At 63.8% G+C, this 22,697-nt stretch carries 24 protein-coding genes; 12 read left to right on the forward strand and 12 right to left on the reverse strand.

The window, feature by feature from the left end; genetic code table 11:
* Positions 1-42 precede the first annotated feature (42 nt).
* Both SP5_RS11785 and SP5_RS11790 read right to left on the reverse strand, forming a co-directional pair.
* The gene (locus SP5_RS11785; RefSeq protein ID WP_042488799.1) at positions 43-291 is read right to left on the reverse strand and encodes a DUF2934 domain-containing protein; all 249 of its coding nucleotides are present in this window, start codon (positions 289-291) and stop codon (positions 43-45) included.
* A gap of 91 nt (positions 292-382) precedes the next feature.
* Positions 383-1,516: a Gfo/Idh/MocA family protein gene (locus tag SP5_RS11790; protein ID WP_042489008.1), complete on the reverse strand. Its 1,134-nt coding sequence runs from the start codon at positions 1,514-1,516 to the stop codon at positions 383-385.
* 138 nt (positions 1,517-1,654) lie between these two features.
* On the opposite strand from SP5_RS11790, the gene SP5_RS11795 reads away from it, so the two are divergent.
* On the forward strand, positions 1,655-3,460 hold the full coding sequence (locus SP5_RS11795) for a glycoside hydrolase family 15 protein (RefSeq protein WP_042488802.1): 1,806 nt from the start codon (positions 1,655-1,657) through the stop codon (positions 3,458-3,460).
* Positions 3,461-3,605: 145 nt separating this feature from the next.
* Here the strand turns inward: SP5_RS11795 and SP5_RS11800 are convergent, their stop codons facing one another.
* From SP5_RS11800 to SP5_RS11810, 3 genes are all read right to left on the reverse strand, one after another.
* On the reverse strand, positions 3,606-3,878 hold the full coding sequence (locus SP5_RS11800) for a DUF1488 family protein (RefSeq protein WP_042488805.1): 273 nt from the start codon (positions 3,876-3,878) through the stop codon (positions 3,606-3,608).
* 68 nt (positions 3,879-3,946) lie between these two features.
* A complete protein-coding gene (locus SP5_RS11805; RefSeq protein ID WP_083748136.1) occupies positions 3,947-4,375 on the reverse strand; it encodes a DUF2147 domain-containing protein in 429 nt (142 codons plus the stop codon).
* A gap of 121 nt (positions 4,376-4,496) precedes the next feature.
* Positions 4,497-5,831: an MFS transporter gene (locus SP5_RS11810; protein WP_042488808.1), complete on the reverse strand. Its 1,335-nt coding sequence runs from the start codon at positions 5,829-5,831 to the stop codon at positions 4,497-4,499.
* Positions 5,832-6,002: 171 nt separating this feature from the next.
* On the opposite strand from SP5_RS11810, the gene cyoA reads away from it, so the two are divergent.
* Genes cyoA through SP5_RS11845 form a run of 7 tightly spaced genes read left to right on the forward strand, consistent with a single transcriptional unit; the run spans position 6,003 to position 12,819 of the window.
* Positions 6,003-7,214 (forward strand): ubiquinol oxidase subunit II, encoded by a 1,212-nt coding sequence (gene cyoA / locus SP5_RS11815; RefSeq protein WP_042488811.1) that lies wholly within the window; start codon positions 6,003-6,005, stop codon positions 7,212-7,214.
* Positions 7,215-7,225: 11 nt separating this feature from the next.
* A complete protein-coding gene (cyoB, locus tag SP5_RS11820) occupies positions 7,226-9,220 on the forward strand; it encodes a cytochrome o ubiquinol oxidase subunit I (protein ID WP_042488812.1) in 1,995 nt (664 codons plus the stop codon).
* 3 nt (positions 9,221-9,223) lie between these two features.
* Positions 9,224-9,862: a cytochrome o ubiquinol oxidase subunit III gene (gene cyoC, locus SP5_RS11825; protein WP_007403230.1), complete on the forward strand. Its 639-nt coding sequence runs from the start codon at positions 9,224-9,226 to the stop codon at positions 9,860-9,862.
* Positions 9,859-10,266, forward strand: a complete 408-nt coding sequence (gene cyoD / locus SP5_RS11830) for a cytochrome o ubiquinol oxidase subunit IV (protein ID WP_042488814.1) — start codon at positions 9,859-9,861, stop codon at positions 10,264-10,266. Before cyoC ends, cyoD begins: the two co-directional genes overlap by 4 nt.
* Positions 10,266-10,976, forward strand: a complete 711-nt coding sequence (locus tag SP5_RS11835) for an SURF1 family protein (RefSeq protein WP_042488817.1) — start codon at positions 10,266-10,268, stop codon at positions 10,974-10,976. The genes cyoD and SP5_RS11835 overlap by 1 nt, the downstream gene beginning before the upstream one ends.
* Complete coding sequence (locus SP5_RS11840; protein WP_042488819.1) at positions 10,973-12,283, forward strand: ATP-binding protein; 1,311 nt, start codon at positions 10,973-10,975, stop codon at positions 12,281-12,283. Before SP5_RS11835 ends, SP5_RS11840 begins: the two co-directional genes overlap by 4 nt.
* A gap of 2 nt (positions 12,284-12,285) precedes the next feature.
* Positions 12,286-12,819 (forward strand): response regulator transcription factor, encoded by a 534-nt coding sequence (locus SP5_RS11845; protein WP_042488821.1) that lies wholly within the window; start codon positions 12,286-12,288, stop codon positions 12,817-12,819.
* Positions 12,820-12,837: 18 nt separating this feature from the next.
* Here SP5_RS11845 and SP5_RS11850 read toward each other — a convergent pair whose 3' ends face one another.
* The 5 genes from SP5_RS11850 to SP5_RS11870 all read right to left on the reverse strand — a co-directional run bounded on the left by SP5_RS11850 (position 12,838) and on the right by SP5_RS11870 (position 16,471).
* Positions 12,838-14,661, reverse strand: a complete 1,824-nt coding sequence (locus SP5_RS11850; RefSeq protein WP_042488824.1) for a DUF885 domain-containing protein — start codon at positions 14,659-14,661, stop codon at positions 12,838-12,840.
* 148 nt (positions 14,662-14,809) lie between these two features.
* On the reverse strand, positions 14,810-15,283 hold the full coding sequence (locus SP5_RS11855; RefSeq protein WP_245613476.1) for a hypothetical protein: 474 nt from the start codon (positions 15,281-15,283) through the stop codon (positions 14,810-14,812).
* 53 nt (positions 15,284-15,336) lie between these two features.
* Complete coding sequence (locus SP5_RS11860; RefSeq protein WP_042488829.1) at positions 15,337-15,588, reverse strand: hypothetical protein; 252 nt, start codon at positions 15,586-15,588, stop codon at positions 15,337-15,339.
* Complete coding sequence (locus SP5_RS11865; protein ID WP_042488831.1) at positions 15,585-15,941, reverse strand: phage holin family protein; 357 nt, start codon at positions 15,939-15,941, stop codon at positions 15,585-15,587. The genes SP5_RS11860 and SP5_RS11865 overlap by 4 nt, the downstream gene beginning before the upstream one ends.
* Positions 15,938-16,471 (reverse strand): hypothetical protein, encoded by a 534-nt coding sequence (locus SP5_RS11870; protein ID WP_157013695.1) that lies wholly within the window; start codon positions 16,469-16,471, stop codon positions 15,938-15,940. Before SP5_RS11870 ends, SP5_RS11865 begins: the two co-directional genes overlap by 4 nt.
* Positions 16,472-16,628: 157 nt before the next feature.
* On the opposite strand from SP5_RS11870, the gene eno reads away from it, so the two are divergent.
* Positions 16,629-17,909 carry a phosphopyruvate hydratase gene (gene eno, locus SP5_RS11875; protein ID WP_042488834.1) on the forward strand — a complete coding sequence of 427 codons (1,281 nt, stop codon included), beginning with the start codon at positions 16,629-16,631 and terminating at the stop codon, positions 17,907-17,909.
* 65 nt (positions 17,910-17,974) lie between these two features.
* Positions 17,975-18,256, forward strand: coding sequence for an FtsB family cell division protein (locus SP5_RS11880; protein WP_089413591.1), 282 nt, complete (start codon positions 17,975-17,977; stop codon positions 18,254-18,256).
* 34 nt (positions 18,257-18,290) lie between these two features.
* Here SP5_RS11880 and SP5_RS11885 read toward each other — a convergent pair whose 3' ends face one another.
* Complete coding sequence (locus SP5_RS11885) at positions 18,291-19,115, reverse strand: alpha/beta fold hydrolase (protein ID WP_042488838.1); 825 nt, start codon at positions 19,113-19,115, stop codon at positions 18,291-18,293.
* 219 nt (positions 19,116-19,334) lie between these two features.
* Between SP5_RS11885 and SP5_RS11890 the strand changes: the two genes are divergently transcribed.
* Complete coding sequence (locus SP5_RS11890) at positions 19,335-21,452, forward strand: prolyl oligopeptidase family serine peptidase (protein ID WP_042488841.1); 2,118 nt, start codon at positions 19,335-19,337, stop codon at positions 21,450-21,452.
* Between the two features lie 88 nt (positions 21,453-21,540).
* A complete protein-coding gene (locus tag SP5_RS11895) occupies positions 21,541-21,900 on the forward strand; it encodes a hypothetical protein (protein WP_409660610.1) in 360 nt (119 codons plus the stop codon).
* Between the two features lie 55 nt (positions 21,901-21,955).
* Here SP5_RS11895 and SP5_RS11900 read toward each other — a convergent pair whose 3' ends face one another.
* Entirely contained in the window at positions 21,956-22,516 is a 561-nt protein-coding gene (locus SP5_RS11900; RefSeq protein WP_042488847.1) for a glycine zipper 2TM domain-containing protein, read from the reverse strand.
* Positions 22,517-22,697: the final 181 nt, after the last annotated feature.

The raw sequence follows: 22,697 nt of genomic DNA on the forward strand, positions 1-22,697 counted from the left end.
GGCCCGGTGGCGTTCCGCGAACGGACGCCACCGGGCCATGGGTCATGCGGACTTGGCGCGGGGTTTTCGAGCTGCCTTGGGCTTCGGCTCCGCCGCGATGGTGTGCGGCGCAGCGTCCGCCTTTTTCCGCTGCGTGGCTGGTTGGGCCGAAGTGGCTGGATCTTCCGGGGCAGCCTCGATCAGCTCGCGCTCGGCCCGTTCCCAATGGTCGCGGTCGCGGCCATGCGGTTCGCCTTCCGATTGCCAGATGCCATATGCACGCTGCCGAAGCTGTTCTTCCCGGTCGTTCATCGCCACCTCCCTATTGCAACCCGCAATTTGTGATCGCGAGCGTAACGATCCGATCGGCCATAACGCTCCCCGAAAATCGCGTTGATGCGGATCAATTGCCCGTCGGCGATTTCGCCTTCACCTGTTCGGGCGGTGTTACCGCCGACAGGGTCTGGCGCTGGCTTTCGGGATCGATCCGGCGCGTGCGCGTGAAGGGCGGCAATTCGACGCGTCCCCCGGTCTTCATCGCAGTCACGATTCCCTCGATGACCCGCAGGTCGGACAATCCTTCTTCAGCGTCCGGCTCGGGATCGCGATCGTTCAGGATGCAGTCGGAGAAATAGCGCATTTCGCCGCCAAATTGGTCGGTATGCTTGAACGTCTCGTGGCTCTGTTTGTCGCCGATGGTCAGGTTCTGTTCGATCCCCGACTGGAAGCCATAGGCGGGACTCATATGGATCGAGCCCTTCATGCCCGCGACGATCAGGCTGTCGATATTGTTCATGGCATAGCTGACCGTGAAGCTGGCCAGCTTGTCGCCCGGCATGCGCAGCACGACCGCGAAGGTATCGTCCAGATCACCCAGGCCCGCGCTCGGTTGGCGCGTGGCGACGGCACTCTCGACGGCGACTGGTTCGGCCCCGAACAGATAGCGGATGGCATTGATGGGGTAGGGGGCCATGTCGAACAGTGGCCCGGCTTCCAGCCCATGCTTGGCCCGGTGATTGTCGGGGTCGAGCTTCTGCCCGAAACAGGATGTGAAGCCGACCAGTTCGCCCAGTTCGCCGTTGCGGATCTTCTCGATCGCATCGAGCGTGCCCGGCTCGAAATGCAGGCGATAGGCCGTCATCAGCTTGGCCTTGGAACGCCGCTCGGCATCCTGGATCGCGCGCGCCTTCTCGCTCGAAATCTCCAGCGGCTTTTCGCACAGGACATGGATACCGGCGTCGAGCGCCGGAATGGCGAATTCCGCATGGCGCCAGTTGGGCGTGCCGAGATAGATGGCATCACACACGCCAGCGCTCAGCAGCTTGTCGAATTCATTATAGGAATAGACATGCTCGACGCCGTATTTCTCGGCCAGAAGCCTGCCCTTTTCCGCATCGCCGGTGACGATCGCGGTCAGCTCCGAATTGCCGGTGTGCTTGATGCCGGGCAGCATCGCCGACTGGGTGATATCGCCCGCGCCGACGACCGCATAGCGAACCTTCTTCGAACCGAAACCGAATGCCGATGCCAGGCTCATGGCCATTCTCCCAAATCTTGAAACGCCAAATCTCGTAACGGCTGCTGCAACGCGCCAATTCCGGGAAGGTCCCACGGAGATTAAATGGTTCTGGCGAGTTTTCATGCGCCTAACCTGTATCAACGGAGACGCTCCCTCGTGACTTTACCCGATCAGCATCCCGAGCCTCTTCGTGACGCCGACGGGTTTCTGGACCTCGAAAACTATGCTGCGCTGGGCGACGGGCGCAGCGTCGCGCTGAGCGGCGCGGACGGGGCGATCGACTGGTGGTGCGTGCCGAACATGGACTCCGCGCCCCTGTTCGATCGACTGCTGGACGGGGAGCGCGGCGGCACCTTCGCGATCACGCCGGTCGAGCCGTTTACCGTCGAGCGGCGCTATCGCCGGGACAGCAATGTGCTCGAGACGATCTTCATCACAGCGAGCGGCCGGGCCAAGCTGGTCGAATCGCTCAACAGCGGCCCGGCGGGGCGGCTACCCTGGGCGGAGCTGGCCCGGCGGGTGGAGGGGCTGGACGGTTTTGTCCGCTTCGCCATCACCCTGCGCTTCAGCCGCCGCGCGGATACGGTCAGCCCCTATTTCGCGCCTGCGGGTGGCCATAACGTCTTTCACGTCGACCGGGTGCTGGGCGTGTTCCGCCATTGCGGCGGCGTGACGATCGATACGGTCGAGGATGGCCTCGTCACCGGCACGGCGGCAGTGGGGCCGGGGGATCGCGCGCGGATCGCCATCATCGCGGGCGAGGACGAGCCGCTGGTCTGCCAGGATATCGAGCAGATCGACGCCCGGATCGACCTGTCGGATTTCGAATGGCGGCAATGGACGCAAGGGCTGAAGGTGCCGGAGATGCACCGTGACCGCATCCTGCGCAGCGCACTGGCGCTCAAGCTGCTGCTCTATTCACCCACGGGCGCGATCACGGCGGCGGCGACGACCTCGCTGCCGGAGGGGATCGGCGGCGAGAAGAATTACGACTATCGCTACGCCTGGGTCCGCGACGCGGGCTATACGATCAAGGCGTTCCTGCGCATCGGGGCGCATGGCGAGGCAAAGGCGGCCTTTACCTGGTTGCTCAAGCGGCTGGGTGAGGGGGATCCGCAGGTATGCTATACGCTGGACGGTCGCCCGGTCCCGGCGGAACGCGAGATCGCCGTCAGCGGCTATCGACATTCCAAACCCGTGCGCGTCGGCAATCTGGCGGGGGGGCAGCACCAGCACGGCATCTACGGCGATATTTTCGAGACGGCGAGCCGCTTCGTCGCGTGTGGCAACTTCCTCGACACCTCCAGCGCCGAGACCCTGTCGCATCTGGCGGATGCGTGTGCCGATCGCTGGCGGTTACCCGATGCAGGCATCTGGGAATTGCCCGAGGAACGGCACTACACCATGTCCAAGATCAGCTGCTGGCAGGCGCTGGCCCGTGCGGTCGAACTGGCGGACGAGGGACAGATACCGACAACCTGCCGCGACCGCTGGGCGCGCGAGCGCGATCGGATCGAGGCGTGGATCGGCGAGCACTGCTGGTCGGAGAAGCGCGGCGCTTACCTGATGCACCCCGGCAGCGATGCGCTGGACGCCAGTCTGGCGCTGGCAGTGCGGTTTCGGTTCGACGGACAGGATCGGCTGGCGCGCACGCTCGATGCACTCGACAAGGAGCTGGCGGCGGGGGCCTTCCACTATCGATATTCGGGCGTGTACAAGGAGGAGGGCTGTTTCCTGGCCTGCACCTTCTGGATGATCGAGGCCCGTGCGATCCTCGGTCAGCGCGAGGCGGCCCAGGCTGCGTTCGACGCCGCGACGGAGGCGTTGGATAGCCACGGGGCCGGGCTTTATGCCGAGATGATCGACCCGAAGACCGGGCATTATCTGGGTAACATGCCCCAGGGTCTGACCCATCTTGCGGTCATCCAGGCCGCCGCAACCCTGGCTGGCGAGCAGTTGTGATGATTGGCAGACGCGGCTTGCACTGAAGATGGCCCGCCATTGACCGTCGTGGTCGCAGATTTCCGTCCTCACCTTGCTGCGCAAACCCTGTAAACCGCAGGGATTTGCGCAGCAAATTGGTCAGCGGTCCGACTGTCGCACCTGTTTAATCCAGGTCGTTCTCGCTGACGACGACCAATGACTGCTGCATGTCGCGACCGAGCGCAGCCAGCGCCGCTTCAAGAATATCGTCGGAATAACGCTCGAACAGCTCGACCGCATCGCCCTCGGGCACGTCTCCGCTCAGCGCCTCCAGCATGTCATACTGGACCGCGAACTGATATTCATCTCCGTCCAGTTCCCCGACGAACTCGACCCGCCGGTCGGAGACATTGTCCTCGACCGTACCACTTACGACCGTCAGCGTTTCTTCCGCCATGGCATTCCTTCCCAAAAGTTGCTGCGTCGGGGACGCCGCAAACCGCGTTGGGTTCCCTGTGGTGCGGCTTATTTAACCCGCCGCCAACGCTGTTCGCGGCAACCCAGGCTGCCGAGGAGGCATCCCTCACCGACCAGCGTGCGGGCGTCGATCTGAGTAATCGTGCCCTGAACTTCGCGGCCGATATCGGGGACGTAGACGGTGCCCGACCAGCGGCCCGGCTCCTCCTCCTCGAAATCGCTGAACAGCTGCGTACCGATCAATCGCGGCGAGCCGCCCCGCGCGGCGTCCATCTTGGCCTGCTCGCTGGCCCACACGACCGTTCCGCACATCAGTTCGGCATCGGCGCCGCGTCCGCAGGGGGCAAAACGAACCTGCACGGTGTTCGACGGATTGGCCCAGGTGCCGGCGGGAACCCGCGCATCCGCCGAACCCGCTGTCATCCCGCCCATGACGGCGGCCACGATACCCGTCGCTCGCAAAAGACCTATGCTCATTGCTTGTCCTATCCCGATACAAGTCACTGTCGGAACGGGAATATGGGAAGCCGCCTGTACGAAAGCAAAACGGCCGACGGGTTGCCCCGCCGGCCGTTTAACCAAACCAGGCCCGATCGTGTTACGACGCGCGCTTGGCGAGTTCCTTGTTGATGCCCAGCGCCGCCAGCGTGGCGACTGCACCCGACAGCAGATAGGCGCCAACCGCGACCAGTCCGAAATGGCTCGACAGCAGCAGAGCGGCGAGGGGCGCGAAGCCCGCCCCGATCAGCCAGGCTAGGTCGGAGGTGATCGCCGCCCCCGTATAGCGACGCAGCGACGAAAAGCCCGAGTTGATCGCACCCGACGACTGGCCAAAGCCCAGTCCCAGCAGCAGGAAGCCCAGCACGATGTAGATCGTCTCGCCCGTGCCGCCCTGGTCCAGCAAGGTCGGAGCGAAACCTGCAAAGGCCGCAATGGCGGCGGCCGACAGGCCCAGGAGCGTGCGACGACCGACCCGGTCGGCGATCTTGCCCGACGCCAGGATCGCGATCACGCCGACGATGCTGCCCAGGATCTCGATCATCATGAAGTCCTGCGGGCGTTCCTTGTTGAACAGCACGACCCAGGACAGCGGGAACACGGTCACGATGTGGAACATCGCAAAGCTGGCGAGTGGCGCAAAGGCGCCTAGGATGACCGTGCGGCCTTCGGTGCTTAGCGTCTCACCGACCGGCGCGGGCTGAAGCTCGCGGCTTTCAAACAGGCGCTGGAACTCCGGGGTCGCGACGATGCGCAGACGGGCGAAGAGCGCCACCACGTTGATTGCGAACGCCACGAAGAACGGATAGCGCCAGCCCCAGTCGAGGAAGTCGGCGGTGCTCAGCGTCGTCAGGAAGAAGGCGAACAGGCCGTTGGCGACCAGCAGGCCGAGCGGCGCGCCCAGCTGCGGGATCATCGCATACCAGCCGCGACGACGCTCCGGCGCGTTCAGCGACAGGAGAGAGGGCAGGCCGTCCCAGGCGCCGCCCAGCGCCAGACCCTGCATGATACGGAAGATGCCGAGCAGCACGGCGGCCGAAGTGCCGATCTGCGCGTAGCCGGGCAGGAAGGCGATCGCCATGGTCGAACCACCGAGCAGGAACAGCGCGATTGTCAGCTTCACGCCGCGACCCAGATTGCGGTCGACCGCCATGAAGATGAAGGTGCCGATCGGACGTGCGATAAACGCCAGCGAGAACAGCGCGAACGAATAGAGTGTGCCGGTCAGTGCATCCACATAGGGAAAGATCAGCGACGGGAACACCAGCACCGAAGCGATGGCGTACACGAAGAAGTCGAAGAACTCCGACGTGCGCCCGATGATGACGCCGATGGCGATATCGCCCGGCGCGACGTGGTGCGGATCGCGGGCATTGACCAACTGCGCGTCCCGCTCAAGGGGCGTCGAGGTCGATGCGGTTAACTCTGCGCTCATCGGCTGCCAGTCCTGACTTCTTCCAAGTTACGGAGGCGGGCCGGTTGCGGTGCAAAAAGACCGCGCACGACCGCCATTCTGCTGCGCCTATGCCTCTTTCGGTGGCCGGGGGGGATTGGACAAACTGTCCAATGTGCGCAGGTGCAGCAAAGGCGTAGCGGCGCTCCCCATATGTCTCATTCGTCGAGCCTTGCGCGCCTGCGCCCTCTTCGCTGGGCCGCCTTGCCCCTCCTGGCCATGCTGGGGGGATGCGACGCGGTCGTGCTCAACCCTGCCGGTGACGTCGCCGTGCAGCAACGCGATCTGGTGCTGATCGCGACGGCCCTGATGCTGCTCATCATCATTCCGGTGATGGCGCTGACGGTGCTGTTCGCGTGGCGCTATCGCAAGAGCAATACCGAAGCCGAATATGATCCCGAGTTCGACCATTCGACGATGCTCGAACTGGTGATCTGGTCGGCGCCGCTGCTCATCATCATCTGCCTGGGTGCAGTAACCTGGACGAGCACCCATCTGCTCGACCCGTATCGCCCGATCGAGCGGACTGCACCGGGCCAGCCTGTTGCGGCCGGGGTCAAGCCGCTCGAGGTCCAGGTCGTTGCGCTCGACTGGAAATGGCTGTTCATCTATCCCGAACAGGGCATCGCCACGGTCAACGAACTGGCGCTGCCGGTCGACCGGCCCGTCGAGTTCCGTCTGACCGGCACGTCGGTGATGAACGCCTTTTACGTGCCCGCCATGGCCGGCATGATCTACACCATGCCCGGCATGGAGACGAAGCTGCACGCGGTCCTGAACCGCGAGGGCACGTTCAAGGGCCTTTCGTCGCACTATAGCGGCGCGGGCTTCTCGGGCATGCACTTCCCGGTCTATGCGCTGCAGTCGAACGGCTTCGACCAGTGGGTCGAGAAGGTCCGCACGTCGCAGGCCGGGCAGGGCAAGGGCAAAGGCGAGCTGACCCGCGCGGCCTTCCTCACCATCGAGAAGCCGAGTGAGTATGTCCCTGCGATGTACTACAGCGGGGTTCAGCGCGGCCTGTTCGACCGCGTCGTCAACCGCTGTGTTGCGGACAATACCCCGTGCATGTCGGATGTGATGATGCACGACCGCATGACCGGTGGCGGCGATCCGCACAAGATGAAGGTCGGCGAGGGCAATCCGCCCGTCAACAACACCGGCCCGATGCACGGGGATCGGACCAAGGGTGCGCTGGAAAAGTCGCCCGAGGAAATCGAAGTCTCGCCGCACCAGAGCCTGGAGCCGACTCCGTCGAACGGCGCGCAGGATGCCGGTGAGATGAAGAACCGCCGCATGTCCTTCCTTTCCATCCCGCAGACCCCCGGCCCGCAGACCTCTGGTCATGCCGGTGCGGGTCGCGGCTGAGGCACGCCATCATGGAAAACATCATAAAGACCATCTTCGGACGGCTATCGATCGAATCGCTGCCGATCCACGAGCCGATCGTCGTCGGCACCTTCCTGGGTGTCGCGGTCGGCGGCATCGCGGTGCTGGCGCTGATCACCAAGTTCAAGCTGTGGGGCTATCTCTGGAAGGAGTGGTTCACCACCGTCGATCACAAGCGTATCGGGATCATGTACATGATCCTGGGCATCGTGATGCTGCTGCGCGGCTTTGCCGATGCGCTGATGATGCGCGGGCAGCAGGCGATCGCGTTCGGCGACAACCAGGGCTTCCTGAACTCGCATCACTACGACCAGGTGTTCACCGCCCACGGCGTCATCATGATCTTCTTCGTGGCGATGCCGATCATCACCGGCCTGATGAACTATGTGGTGCCGCTCCAGATCGGTGCGCGCGACGTGTCCTTCCCGTATCTCAATAACTTGAGCTTCTGGATGACGGCGGGCGGCGTCGTGCTGGTCATGGCCTCGCTGTTCATCGGCGAGTTCGCGCGGACCGGCTGGCTGGCCTTCCCGCCCTTGTCGGAGCTGGACTTCAGTCCTGACGTGGGCGTCGACTATTATATCTGGGCGCTACAGGTGGCCGGTGTCGGCACGACCCTGTCGGGCATCAACCTGATCGCGACCATCATCAAGATGCGTGCGCCGGGCATGACCATGATGAAGCTGCCGGTGTTCTGCTGGACCTCGCTGTGCGCGAACGTCCTGATCGTCGCCAGCTTCCCCGTGCTGACGGCTACGCTCGTCCTGCTCTCGCTCGACCGTTATGTCGGCACCAACTTCTTCACGAACAATCTCGGCGGCAACCCGATGATGTACGTGAACCTGATCTGGATCTGGGGTCACCCGGAGGTGTACATCCTGATCCTGCCGCTGTTCGGCGTGTTCTCGGAAGTCACCTCGACCTTCTCGGGCAAGCGTCTGTTCGGCTATACCTCGATGGTCTACGCCACGATCGTCATCACGATCCTGTCGTACCTTGTCTGGCTCCACCACTTCTTCACCATGGGTTCGGGCGCCAGTGTCAACTCGTTCTTCGGCATCACCACCATGGTGATCTCGATCCCGACGGGGGCGAAGATCTTCAACTGGCTGTTCACCATGTACAAGGGACGCATCCGGTTCGAGCTGCCGATGATGTGGACCATCGCGTTCATGCTGACCTTCTCGATCGGCGGCATGACCGGCGTCCTGCTGGCCGTTCCGCCCGCCGACTTCGTGCTGCACAACTCGCTGTTCCTGATCGCGCACTTCCACAACGTCATCATCGGCGGCGTGCTGTTCGGGGCCTTTGCCGCGATCAACTACTGGTGGCCCAAGGCCTTCGGGTTCAAGCTCAACCAGTTCTGGGGCAAGGTGTCGTTCTGGCTGTGGGTCATCGGCTTCTGGGTCGCCTTCACGCCGCTCTACATCATGGGCCTGATGGGCGTGACGCGTCGCCTGCATCACTTCGACGATCCGTCGCTGCAAATCTACTTCGTCGTCGCCCTGCTCGGTGCGCTGATGATCGCGGGCGGCATCGGGGCCTTCCTGGTTCAGATCGGCGTGTCGATCTGGAAGAAGGAAGAGCTGCGCGACGTGACGGGCGATCCCTGGGACGGCCGTACGCTGGAATGGGCGACCTCGTCGCCGCCGCCGGACTATAACTTCGCGTTCACGCCCGTCATCCATGAGTTGGATGCCTGGTATGACATGAAGGACAAGAAGGCGCAGGCGCCGACCGAGGGCTATCGCCCGATCCACATGCCCAAGAACACGGGCACCGGCGTCATCATCGCCGGCCTGTCGACCGCCTTCGGCTTCGGCATGATCTGGTACATGTGGTGGTTGGCCGCGATCGCGCTGGTGGGTGTCGTCGTCGTCGCCATCTGGCACACGTTCAACTATGACCGCGATTTCTACATTCCCGTGGAAGAAGTCGTGGCTACGGAAAGCGAGCGGCGCCGTCTGCTCGGGCAGGGAGCCTGATCCATGTCGACCGACGTTCTGAGCGCCGATCCGGCCAAGAACCCGACCTATTATCTGGTCGAGGACGAGGATCATCACCACGAATCCGGTGGCTCGACCGCCATCGGTTTCTGGATGTACCTGATGAGCGACTGCCTCATCTTCGCCATCCTGTTCGCCACTTACGGTGTGCTGGGCACCAGCTATGCCGGTGGGCCGACCCCGCGGGAGATCTTCGAGCTTCCGCTGGTCGCGCTCAACACCTCGATGCTGCTGCTGTCGTCGATCACCTATGGCTTCGCCATGATCGCGATGGAGAAGAACCAGAAGTCGAACACGCTGATCTGGCTGGGCATCACCGGCCTGTTCGGTCTGGCCTTCCTGTCGATCGAGCTCTACGAATTCGCCAACCTCATCCATGAGGGCGCGGGTCCGCAGCGCTCGGCCTTCCTGTCGTCCTTCTTTACGCTGGTTGGCACGCACGGCCTGCACGTCACCTTCGGTTCGATCTGGCTGGTCACGCTGATGGTGCAGGTCGGCCGCTTCGGCCTGATCGAGGCGAACAAGCGCCGCCTGATGTGCCTGTCGATGTTCTGGCATTTCCTGGATGTCGTCTGGATCGGCGTCTTCACCTTTGTCTATCTGCTGGGAGTTCTCCGTTGAGCGCTCATCCTCCCCATGGTCATGGCGATCACGCCAATCTGGACCATGATCTTCATTCGCATGGCGACACCCATGGCCATGGTTCGCTCAAGGGCTACATGATCGGCTTCGTGCTGTCGGTGATCCTGACGGCCATCCCGTTCTGGGCGGTCATGACCGGCGCGCTGGGCGATACCCAGACGACCGCGCTGGTCATCATGGGCCTGGCCTTCGTCCAGATCGTGGTCCACATGATCTACTTCCTCCACATGAACACCAAGTCGGAGGGTGGCTGGACGATGATGGCGCTGGTGTTTACTGCCGTGCTGGTCGTCATCACGCTGAGCGGATCGATCTGGGTCATGTATCACATGAACACCAACATGATGCCGGACATGGCCGCCCAGATGGGCGGCGGCATGTAATGGCTGAGGCTGGCGTGAGCGGCGGGCGGCCCGGCCGTTCGCCACTGACGCTGGCGATCCTGACCGCGATCGGCGTGGCGCTGATCGCGGCCTTTTTTTCGCTCGGCCTGTGGCAGTTGCAGCGCCGGGTCTGGAAGCTCAACCTGATCGCGACGGTGGAGGCGAGGCTCCATGCCCCTCCCGTCGCGGCTCCCCCCACGGCCGGCGCTTCCGATGCCTATACCCGCGTGACGGCCGAGGGGCGTTTTCGCAACGACCGCGAAACCTATGTCCAGGCCGTAACCGAACGAGGGCCGGGTTTCTGGGTATTGACGCCGCTGGTCGGCCCCCGCTTTACTGTGCTGGTCAATCGCGGCTTCGTGCCCGCCGAAAAGCGGGCCGATCACAGCCGCCCTGCCGGCCCCATTCGCATCACCGGGCTGATCCGCGTTACCGAGCCGGGTGGGGCGTTCCTTCGGACGAACGATCCGGTCGCCGATCGCTGGTACTCGCGCGATGTCGCCGCCATTGCCAAGGCGAGGCGGCTTGGCACGGTCAGCCCGTATTTCATCGACGCGGACAGGACACCCAATCCCGGCGGCTATCCGGTCGGCGGGCTGACCGTCGTGGCATTCCGCAACAGCCATCTTTCCTATGCCCTGACGTGGTTTGCGCTGGCGATCCTGACGGCGGTGGGCATCGTCATTCTCTGGCGGCGGGGCCGGGAATGACCGCGGGCGATCCGCCCTTCCTGCCCTTCACCATGCGCCCGCGTGAACCCGATGCGGCCGCCGGCACCGCCAATATGCGTCAGCTTATCCACCTGCGCTGGATGGCGGTGGCGGGGCAGCTGGTGACGATCCTGTTCGTCAACCGCGTCATGGGGGTCCAGCTGCCCATCCCGGCAATGATGGGCGTGCTGGTGATGGCGGCCGCGATCAACCTGCTGAGCCATTTCCGGCTGCGCTTCCACCGCATCACGAATACAGAGCTGCTCTTCGCATTGATGTTCGACGTCGGCACGCTGACGCTTCAGCTGTTTCTGGCGGGGGGCGCGACCAATCCGTTCATTTCGCTTTATCTGATCCAGGTCGTGCTGGGCGCTGTGCTGTTGGAGACGTGGTCGGCCTGGGCGCTGGCGGGGATCACCGGCCTCTGCTTCGGGTTGCTGTCACTCCATCACCGACCGCTCGCCTTTCCGCCATGGCTGTTCGGCGACATTGCCGGGCTGCATACGCTGGGTAACTGGCTGGGCTTTGCGCTGGTCACGGGGCTGCTGATCCTGTTCGTGACCCGCATCAGCCACAATATGCGCCTGAGCGCTGCGCGATTGGCGGACCTTCGCCAGCAAGCGTCGGAGGAGGAGCATATCGTCCGCATGGGGCTGCTCGCCTCAGGCGCGGCGCACGAGTTGGGTACGCCGCTGGCCAGCCTGTCGGTGATCCTGAGCGACTGGCGGCGGGTGCCCAAGTTGCGCGACGATGCCGAACTGATGGGCGAGATTGCCGAGATGCAGGCCGAGGTGCAGCGCTGCAAGGCGATCGTAACCCGCATCCTGCAATCGGCGGGTGAGCCGCGCGGGGAGGCGGCCGAACTGTCTGAGGTCGGTCGCTTCATCGACGCCATCGTTGACGAATGGCGACAGAGCCATGCCCAGGTTGCGCTCGATTATCGGCGCACCGATGACGATGCCGCGATCGTTTCCGATCCCGCCATAAAACAGGCAGTCTGGAACGTTCTCGACAATGCAGCCGAAGCTTCGCCGCATTGGGTCGGCCTGACCGTCGCGCGCGAGGGCGGGGCGGTGGCGGTGCGCGTCACCGATCACGGGCCGGGCTTTACTGCGACGACATTGTCGCAAGTCGGTCGTCCGCAACAATCGACCAAGGGCGAGGGGCACGGCGTCGGCCTGTTCCTCGTCGCCAGCGTCGTCCGCAAACTGGGCGGTCGGGTCGAGGCGGCGAACCGCGTCGAGGGTGGCGCTGCCGTTACGCTCACCCTACCTTTAAGCATGATCGGCGTATCGGATCGGGAGTAGAGATGGACGAAGACCGTTCATTGGTGATCATCGAGGATGACGATACCTTCGCACGTACCCTGCAGCGTTCGTTCGAGCGGCGTGGCTATCGGGTGTGGGTGGCCGCCAACCCCGATGCGCTGTGTGAGGTGCTGGCCGAAACCACGCCGCGCTACGCCGTCGTCGACCTGAAACTGGGGCAGGCATCGGGCCTGGCTTGTGTGCAGACGCTGCACGCGCATGATCCGGAAATGCTGATCGTCGTGCTGACCGGCTTTGCAAGCATCGCGACGGCGGTCGAGGCCATCAAGCTCGGTGCGTGCCACTATCTGGCCAAACCGTCCAACACCGACGACATCGAGGCGGCGTTTCACAAGGCGGGCGGCGATGCCACGACCGCGATTACCGACCGGCCCAGTTCGATCAAGACGCTGGAGTGGGAGCGGATCAACGAAACCCTGGCAGAGACGAATTTCAACATATCGGAAACCGCCAGGCGTCTGGGTATGCACCGTCGCACCCTTGCGAGGAAACTGGAAAAGCGCCACGTCCCCTGACGTGGCGCTTGCCCCCGGTCAACGGCGCTTTTCGGCCGCGATCCAGTCCGCGATCTTCTTTTCCAGCACCGGCATCGGCAGCGCGCCGGTGTCGAGCACCTCGGCATGGAAGCGGCGGGGATCGAATTTCGAACCCAGCTCGGCCTTGGCCTGCGCCTTCAACCGGCTGATCGTCAGCTGGCCGATCTTATAGGCCAGCGCCTGGCCCGGAATGGCGATATAGCGTTCGACCTCGGCGGTCGCGTCGGTGCGCGCCATGGGCGAGTTGGCGAGCATATAGTCGATCGCCTGGTCGCGGGTCCAACCCTTGGCATGGATGCCGGTGTCGACGACCAGTCGCATGGCGCGCAACATCTCGTCGTTCAGGCCACCCATTCGCTGATAGGGGTCGGTTTCCATGCCCAGTTCGGGCCACAGCGTCTCGGCATAGAGCGCCCAGCCCTCGGCATAGGCGGTGTTGCCGCCGAAACGCATGAAGGCGGGTAGCGCCGCATTTTCCTGCGCCAGGCTGATCTGGAAGTGATGCCCCGGCACAGCTTCGTGCAGATAGAGCGTTTCCATCTCCCACATGTAACGGGAGGGGAGGTCATAAGTGTTGTAGTAGAAGACGCCGGGCCGTGTCCCATCCGGCGTGCCGCCCTGGTAAGAGCCACCGGCATCGGTCTTTTCCTTGAAGGCCGGAACTGGCCGGATTTCGAGCGGCGTTTTGGGAATCAGCGAGAATTGCTCGCGGATGCGCGCATCGACACGGCGGCCGATCGCCTCATAGCCCTCGCGCAATTGGCTGGCGCTCTTGGGCGCGAATTGCGGATCGGTGCGCAGGAAGGTGAAGAATTCGGGCAGGCTGCCCTTGAAGCCGACCGCCTGCTTTTGCACCTCCATCGCCTTCAGGATGCGCGCGACCTCTGACAGGCCAAGCTGATGCACGTCCTCGGCCTTGAGGGGCAGGGTGGTGTTCTGTTCGATCAGATAGGCATAGAGCGTGTCGCCGCCCGGCATCCCCGAAAGCCCGACCGTATCGCGCGCCACCGGCAGATAGGTCTCGGCCAGGAATGTCCGCATCCGCTGCTCGGCGGGCACGATGACGTCGCGAATCTGCGCGGCATAGGCCGCCTTCAACCGTGCCTGCTCGGCCGCCGGGACGGTGGCGGGGAAATTCAGGACGGGGCCGTAGAAGGTCGACTTGTCGACCGGCACGTTCAACAGATTGTCGAACTGGGCGATCATGTTGCGCACGACCAGCTTGGGCTGGACGATGCCGCTCGTCATGCCCTGGCGGAAGCGGGTGATCGCTTCGTCCAGCAGACGGGCATATTCCACGTTGCGCTTCAGGTTGTTTTCATAGTCAGTTACCGTGTTGAACGGTGCGGCACCCTGGCCTGAGGCGAATTCGGGGTAAAAGGTCTGGATGCCATAGAAGTGGTCCATCGGCCGGACGATCGTCAGTGCGACGATGGCGGGATCGAAGCCTTTCAGGGTCGTCTCGCCCTGCTGCTTGAAGACATCATAGGCAACCTGATTGGTCGGGGTCAGCCTGGCCCGGTCGATCCGGCCCAGGGCCTTGAGATCCTTTTCGGTCGCCGCCCGCTCCGCCGCGATATAGGCATCGGAAAAGAAATCGCCGATCCGGTCGGCCCGGCGCATGTCGCCGCGGAAGATGCCGCTGATCGGATTGCGCGCGAGGCTCGCTTCGTCGCTGTCATGGAAAAGCTGCTTGAGCCGGGCGTCCTCCTTGCCCTCTCCGGGTTGGGGCGCCGCGATGGGGGTGGCCTGGGCAGAGACGGTGGTGGGCGCGCTCAGCGAGAGGGCGGCTAGGACGATGGCGAGGGAGGAAGAGCGCAAGCGGATATCCCGGTGAGAGCGATGAGACGATCTTGGTAGAAAGCCCCGTTCGCACCCGCAAGCCGCTGCCGCATCAGCCCGAAAAAGAAGCGCCCCGCGATCGCCATGGGATCGCGGGGCGCCATCTGCCCAGCCTGAAGGCGCGAGCTTAGACCGAGGTCTTGCTCGTCGCCGCCTTGGCGGCGGCCGAACCGGCATTGCTGGCGGCCTTTACGACGTCGTCGAACAGCGACTTGGCGCGGTCCTTGGCAGCGTCCTTGGTCAGGCCGGCGTCTTCCAGTTCGCGCAGGCCCGTCTCGCGAGCCGCCTGCGTCGCCTGGCGAACCGTCTCGCCCAGCTTCTTGCCGAGCGGGGTAAGCAGTTCCTTTTCACGCGCCGACCGGGGGATCAGCGCCCCTGCGATGACGCCGATGACCAGTCCGCCGACGAGAATGCCGAGCGGGTTGGACTCGATCGTACGGGCGGTCTTGTGCGCCAGCTCGCCCGCTTTGTCCTTGGACGTGTGGAGCGCGGCCGCGGCCTTGTCCTTCGCGTCGTGATAGGCCTGCGACGCGGTTTCGCGCGTGTGGTCGATCTTTTCGCGGAGGGCGGTCTGCTGATCCTGGTGGGTTTCGGTGGTCATTGCGAACATCCTTCTGGGCCGTGTCGCGAGGGGGTGCCCCCCCGCGAACCAAATCAGCGCTTGCGCTTGAACAGGCGGGCGATCCGCCGACGATTGAGGAGAAGGCCTATGACAGCCACACCGCCCGCAACGGCGGCAGGGTTGCTTTTGGCGGACTCGAGGCCACATTTGGCAGCCGTGACGCCCGCCTCGCGCGCCTGTGCTGCCAGTGCCTGGGGCTCCAGTCTGGCCTGAATGCGCGATGCGGTGCCGTTCAGTCGTTCGCGTGCCTCGGCCGCGCGGATTTCCGCTTCTGCGACGGTCATGCGCCATCTCCGGACAAACGGGACTTGCCCATCATCGCCAATATACCGGCAATGATGACGACCACGCCGACGACGATCAGCGTCGCTGCGAACGGACCGACTGCCGGTGTCAGCGCGAAGATCAGGCCGACCAGCAGCGCGATCAGTGCTGAGAGGCCCAGCACCGCCGCTACCCCGAAGAAGATCGCCGCACTTCGAAATCGTCCGATCTTGTCGGTAGCGCGCGCCTTTGCCAGATCGATCTCGGCGGTGATGAACGATCGCCCATCATCGACGAGCTGCGACATCAGCGAGGTCAGCGTCTCCGGTTCGGGCGACACCGCCGTCCGCAGGGTTTCGACGACGCGGGTCACGCGGAGGCGTCAACCGACTGGCGGGTTTCGACACCCGACTGGACGATGCGAGCCAGCGCAAAGCCGAGCGCGGCGGCAATACCGATCGCCACGGCCGGGCTCTTGGTCACGAAGGCGCGGGCGTCATCGAGCAGTTCCTCGACATCCTTGTCCTTGATCGCACCCGACAGCGAGGTCACCGTGTCCGCAGCCGAACGGGCATATTGGCCATATTGGTTGCCCAGCTTCTCATCGACTTGACCGGCCGCGTCGTTCAGCAACTGCGCGACCTGATCGAGCGCCGATCCGGCCTTTGCCTTGCCATCCCCGGTCAATGCCTGAATCTTGTCGACGGCCTGCTGCTGGAACTTGGTGGCTCCCTCCTTCACCTGATGCTTGGCGTCGGCCAGACCGGCCTTGGCCTTCGAAGCGTCGGTATCCGACGCCAGCGGTGCGTTCGGGGCGGCCACTTCGGGCGCCACCGCGATGTTGGCGCCGAAACCGGGCGTCGCGGTATCAGCGGCGGGGAAGGTGCTGTCGGTGTCAGCCATCGGAAAACCCTTTCGTTACGGCCCGGACGAACGGGCGCTTTGCCTCTTAACCCCGGCGATGGAAGCGCGGTTCCATGCTTTTAGCGCAATTGCCCTTCGCACAGTCACACGATAGAGCCGCGCCGAGACCACTAGGCTGATGTAGGAGCATCGTTACGTGACCGCAATCATCGACATCCACGCGCGTCAAATCCTGGACAGCCGGGGCAATCCCACCGTCGAAGTCGACGTTCTACTGGAAGACGGCAGCTTCGGCCGGGCCGCCGTTCCCTCGGGCGCATCGACCGGCGCCCATGAAGCCGTCGAGAAGCGCGATGGCGACAAGAGCCGCTGGATGGGCAAGGGCGTCGAAGCCGCCGTCGAAGCGGTCAATGACGAAATCACCGATGCGATCCTGGGCATGGATGCCGAGGACCAGGCCGATCTTGACCGCGCCATGATCGAGCTGGACGGCACCGAGAACAAGGGCCGTCTAGGCGCCAACGCGATCCTGGGCGTCAGCCTGGCGGCCGCCAAGGCCGCGTCGGAAGCGCGCGGCCTGCCGCTCTACAAGTATGTCGGTGGCGTCTCGGCGCATCTGCTGCCGGTGCCGATGATGAACATCATCAATGGCGGCGAACACGCTGATAACCCGATCGATTTCCAAGAATTCATGATCATGCCGGTCGGCGCGGCAAACATCATGGAGGCGGTTCGCTGCGGCTCGGAAATCTTCCACACGCTGAAGAAGGCACTGCACGACAAGGGTCTGGCGACCGGCGTGGGCGACGAGGGCGGCTTTGCGCCCAACATCGCCTCGACCACCGAAGCGCTGGACTTCATCATGGCGTCGGTCGAGAAGGCCGGGTACAAGCCGGGCGACGACGTGATGATCGCGCTCGACTGCGCCGCCACCGAGTTCTTCAAGGATGGCAAGTACAATATATCGGGCGAGGGCAAGATCCTGTCGAGCCATGAGATGGCCGAGTATCTCGCCAACCTGACCCGCCAGTACCCGATCCTGTCGATCGAGGACGGCATGGCCGAGGACGACTGGGAGGGCTGGAAGGCGCTGACCGATTTGATCGGCGACAAGGTGCAGCTGGTCGGCGACGATCTGTTCGTCACCAACCCCAAGCGCCTGAAGAAGGGCATTGACGGCGGCTATGCCAATTCACTGCTGGTGAAGGTCAACCAGATCGGCACGCTGACCGAGACGCTGGAAGCCGTGTCGTTGGCGCAGCGTTCGCGCTACACCGCCGTCATGTCGCACCGTTCGGGCGAGACCGAGGACGCGACCATCGCCGACCTGGCGGTCGCCACCAACTGCGGCCAGATCAAGACGGGCAGCCTCGCGCGCTCGGACCGGCTCGCCAAGTACAACCAGCTGATCCGCATTGAGGAAGAGCTGGGTGACTCGGCGCGCTATGCCGGTCGCGATATTCTGATCCGCGCTTGAAATCGGAGGGCGTCGGTAACATTATGGCCGCTGTGACCAAGAAACCGTCGCCTTTCATCCGGACCATGCGGCGGGCCGCGCTGCCCGCCCTTGGTCTGACGATCGTTGCCTTTTTCGGCGCCTATGCGGTGCTGGGGCGCAACGGTCTGCTCGCTTATGGCGAATATCAGCGCCAGCTGGTCAAGCGCGAGCATGACTATGCCGCACTCGACAAGCGACGGACGGTGCTGAAGAACCGGGTCGCGCTGCTCGATCCCGATCATGCCAACCCGGACATGGTCGACGAGATGGTGCGCAAGGAACTGAACGTCGCCCACCCGGACGAGGTCATCGTCCCCCTGAAATAAGAAAGGGCGGCCCGGAAAGGCCGCCCTTTTCGTATCACCGACCCAGGAAGGTCAGCAGGTCGCTGGTCAGCCGATCGCCGTGCGTGACGTTCAGCCCGTGGGGTGCGCCGTCATATTCGACAAGCTGCGAATGCGCGATCCCCGCTGCCGCCGCACGACCCGCCGCATCGATCGGGACGGTCTGATCGCCGGTGCCGTGAACGATCAGCGTCGGCACGCGGAAGGCGGACAGGTCGGGACGGAAGTCCGTCTGGCTGAACGACTCGGCGCAGGCGAGGGTCGGCTTGAGCCCCGCCTGCATCGCCACGCCCGTCGCCCAGTCGAGCACGTCGTCGCTGACCGGGCTGCTGATGAAACCGACGCCGAAGAATTGCTTGAAGAAGGTGTGGCGAAGGAAGTTGGCGCGGTCGTCGCGCAGGCTCTGGCCGATCTCGTCGAACACCGACTGGTCGGTGCCATGGGGGTTGTCGTCGGTCTTGAGCATATAGGGCACGACCGACGCGATCAGCCCGGCCGCGATCACGCCCTTGCCGTCATGGCGGCTCATATAGCGCGCGACTTCACCGCCACCCATCGAGAAGCCGATGACGGCCGCCTCCTGTGCGCCCGTCGCCTCCAGCACGTCGGCGAGATCATCGGACAGCGTGTCATAATCATAACCCGACCAGGGCTGGCCCGACCGTCCGAAACCACGTCGATCATAGGCAATGGCGCGGAACCCTGCCTCGGCCAGCGCCATCATCTGGGTGTCCCACATGTCCGACGACAGCGGCCAGCCATGGAGCAGCACGACGGGACGGCCTTCGCCCCAGTCCTTGACATAGATATCCGTTCCGTCGCGGGTTTTTACATAAGGCATCGTCGGCTCCTTCGTCTGGGGCGATATGACGGGACGTGAACGGGTCGATGGGACGGCCGTTCCGTATCCCCGGCGATTGCACAGCATCGGGGGAGTCCAACAATTTCGTTGCTTTCCATGGCGACGATCGGCTGGGTAATAAAGCCATGGTCCCGCATTGCTTTAGTTACGTGATGACGTCACATTCGTGTCATTCGCGATTGAGACGGAGTGTGACGGATGCGGGGATGGCGTGGACTATTGGCGGGCACGATGCTGGCCGGACAGCTTGTGGCGGGGGCTGCCATGGCGCAGACCAGCGCGATGACCGAGAATGATCCCTATATCTGGCTGGAGGACAAGGACGGACCCAAGGCGCTTGCCTGGGTCGAGGCCGAGAATGCCAAGACCCTGCCGCGCCTTCAGAACGACCCGCGCTATCAGACCTTTTATTCCGAAGCGCTCGCCATCGCCTCGGCCAAGGATCGCATTCCGATGCCGGGCCAGATCTATGGCCGGATCGTCAATTTCTGGCGCGATGCCGATCATCCGCAGGGGCTATGGCGCTGGACGACCGAGGCCGACTACGCCTCCGCCAACCCCAAATGGACAACGCTGCTCGACCTCGACGCACTCAGCAAGGCGGAGGGCAAGAAATGGGTCTGGAAAGGCCTGTCCTGTCTCAGCCCCGAGGACCGGCTATGCCTGATCGCCCTGTCGGAGGGCGGCGAGGACGCGATAGAATATCGCGAATTCGATCTCGAAACCGGGCAGTTCGTGCCGAACGGTTTTCGTCTCTCCACCTCGAAGCAGGGGGCGGCCTGGCTTGACAAGGATACGCTGCTGGTCAGTCGTGACTGGGGGCAGGGGACGCTCACCAAGTCGAGCTATCCCTTTGTCGTGAAAATGGTGAAGCGCGGAACACCGCTGGATCAGGCAACCGAGATTTTCCGTGGCGGGCCGACTGACGAACTGGGCACCTATGCCAGCGTCCTGACCGATGCAAAGGGCAACCGGGCCGTCGTGATCGAGCGGCGGCAGACCTTCTTCGGCGGCAGCAAGCTGTTCTGGACGCCCAAGGGCGGGGCCAAGCCGATCGCCATGCCCGCACGTGCCTTTCCGGCCGGGCTGGTCGATGGCCGGGTGATCTTCCAGACGAGCGACGCCTGGGGCCAGCATCCGGCGGGATCGGTAGTCTGGGCGCCGCTGTCCGAACTGGAAGCGGGGCAAATTACGCCGCGCGCACTCTTCACGCCGACTGACCGTCAGGCGGTGGAGGGCGTTTCGACCACAAAGGATCGCGTGGTCGTCACCTATATCGACAATGTCCGGGGCCGGGCCAGCATCTTTGCTCCGACCGGCAGTGGCTGGACCGCCAGCGCCGTGCAGGTGCCCGACAATATGGCGGTCGATGTGGTCAGCACCAGCGACCGGTCGAATACCGTCTATCTGTCTACCTCGGGCTTCACGACGCCGACCGTGCTATCACGCTTCGACGCTGGCCGCCCGACCGCGCCGCAGGTGCTGAAGACACTGCCCGCTCGCTTCGACGCGACCGGCACGACGGTCCATCAATATGAGGCGACCTCGACCGACGGCACCAAGATCCCCTATTTCGTGGTCCTGCCCAAGGGCGCGAAGCTCGACGGGACGACGCCGACGCTAATGACGGCCTATGGCGGCTTCGAGATTGCCCGGCTGCCCTATTATCTCGGCTCGACCGGCAAGATCTGGACCGAGCGGGGCGGGGCGTTCGTGCTCGCCAATATCCGGGGAGGTGGCGAGTTCGGGCCGAAATGGCATGATGCAGGCCGCAAGACCAAGCGGCAGATCATCTATGACGATTTCGCCTCGGTGGCGAAGGACCTCTTCACGCGGCACATCACCAATCCGCAGAAGCTGGGCATCTATGGCGGCTCGAACGGTGGCCTGCTGATGGGGGTCGAGCTGACCCAGCATCCCGAGCTTTGGAAGGCGGTGACGATCCAGGTCCCGCTGCTCGACATGGTCCGCTATCAGAAGATCGCGGCGGGTGATTCGTGGAAGGACGAATATGGCTCGATCGACGTGCCCGAAGAGGCTGCGTTCCTGCGCAAGATTTCGCCCTATGCCAATATCCGCAAGGGTGTAGCCTATCCTGAACCCTATATCTGGACCACCACCAAGGACGATCGGGTCGGGCCGCAGCATGCGCGCAAGTTTGCCGCCCGCCTTTCCGAATATGGCATACCCTATCTTTTTTACGAGGATACGGCCGGTGGCCACTCCGGGGATGCCGACATTGCGCAAGGTGCGCGACTGAGCGCGCAGCAGATGGTATATTTCGCCCAGAAGCTGATGGACGCTCCCAGGCGATAGACGGAGGGGCCGGGCGTATCGCACGCCCGGCCTTTCCATGGCCCTATGCGGCAATTATGCTCTTGCTGCACCGCGACAGGATCGGCAAATGCAGGAGATGACCGATATGACGACGACCGAGCGCCGTCCGGCTGAACCGGCGGCAGGCGCTCCCGCCATCATCTTCGAAGCGATCGTCAAGATGCAGGCGGTGTCCGCCATGTACAATCGCGGGGAAGTGGTGCTGGCGCCCCATGTAATCTTCACCCGGCACGACGAACTTTACGTCGATGCGACGACGATCGAGCGGGACGGCAAGCCGCCGCGCGAGGAAAAGATGGGCACGTTCAAGCTCGCCGGGCTTGGCGCGCTGCGCCTCACGCCCCGGCGGTTCGCCGCCAGCGCCCTGTTCGAGCGCGATGCCGAGAAATATCAGGGTGCTGCCCTGATGATGGTCGAGCCAGGCTGATCCCGGAAGGGTCAGGCACCGTGCTGGCGATGAAGCGCGGTGCCTGACATGCGCCTCAGCGGCAGCGGACCTGGTTCTGCTCGATCGAGCGACCGGCCAAGGCACCGCCAGCCGCACCGAGCAGCGTCGCGATCGTACTGCTGCGCCCACCGACCAGATTGCCCAGGACGCCGCCTGCCGCGCCGCCGATGATCAGGCCGGTCGTGCCGTCTGAGCGACGGCAATAATAGCGGCCATCGGTTCCCGCATAGACGCGATCCTGCGGTTGCAGCACCCGCTCGCGATATTGCGAGCCATCGCGATAGTCGCCGACTGGATCGTAATAAGGTTCGGCATTGCGGTCATAGCCATCGGCCGGAACCGGCGGTGCGACCCGATAGCCACCGGGGCCAGGTGGTGGCGGGGCCGGGCGATAGCCGCCATCGTCATAGCCGCCCTGGTTCCGCTCGGACTGGTACAGGTCCACCTCCTGACGATAGATCTGATATTCCCGATCAAAACGTGCCTGCGCCGCCCGGAACCGCGCATCCTGCGCGGCGGTCTGTGCCGTCGCCGGGATGGCCGTTGCGGTAACGGCGGTGGTGATCGCCAAAATGGCCAGACGACGAAAGCCCATCTTTCCTATCCCTCCATACCCCGACAGTCGGGGAAGGCGACCGATACGGTCCCGAAAGAATATGGTTCCTGAACGGCGGTCCAAGTCGGATCGAAATCCGTTCCTTCCCTGCAAGGGGAGGGGTATAGCAGGTTGTAGGTTAGCCCGATCTCTCCAACGGGACACCCCTTCGTCAGGATTT

The sequence above is a fragment of the Sphingomonas parapaucimobilis NBRC 15100 genome (assembly GCF_000787715.1).
Lineage (GTDB): Bacteria > Pseudomonadota > Alphaproteobacteria > Sphingomonadales > Sphingomonadaceae > Sphingomonas > Sphingomonas parapaucimobilis.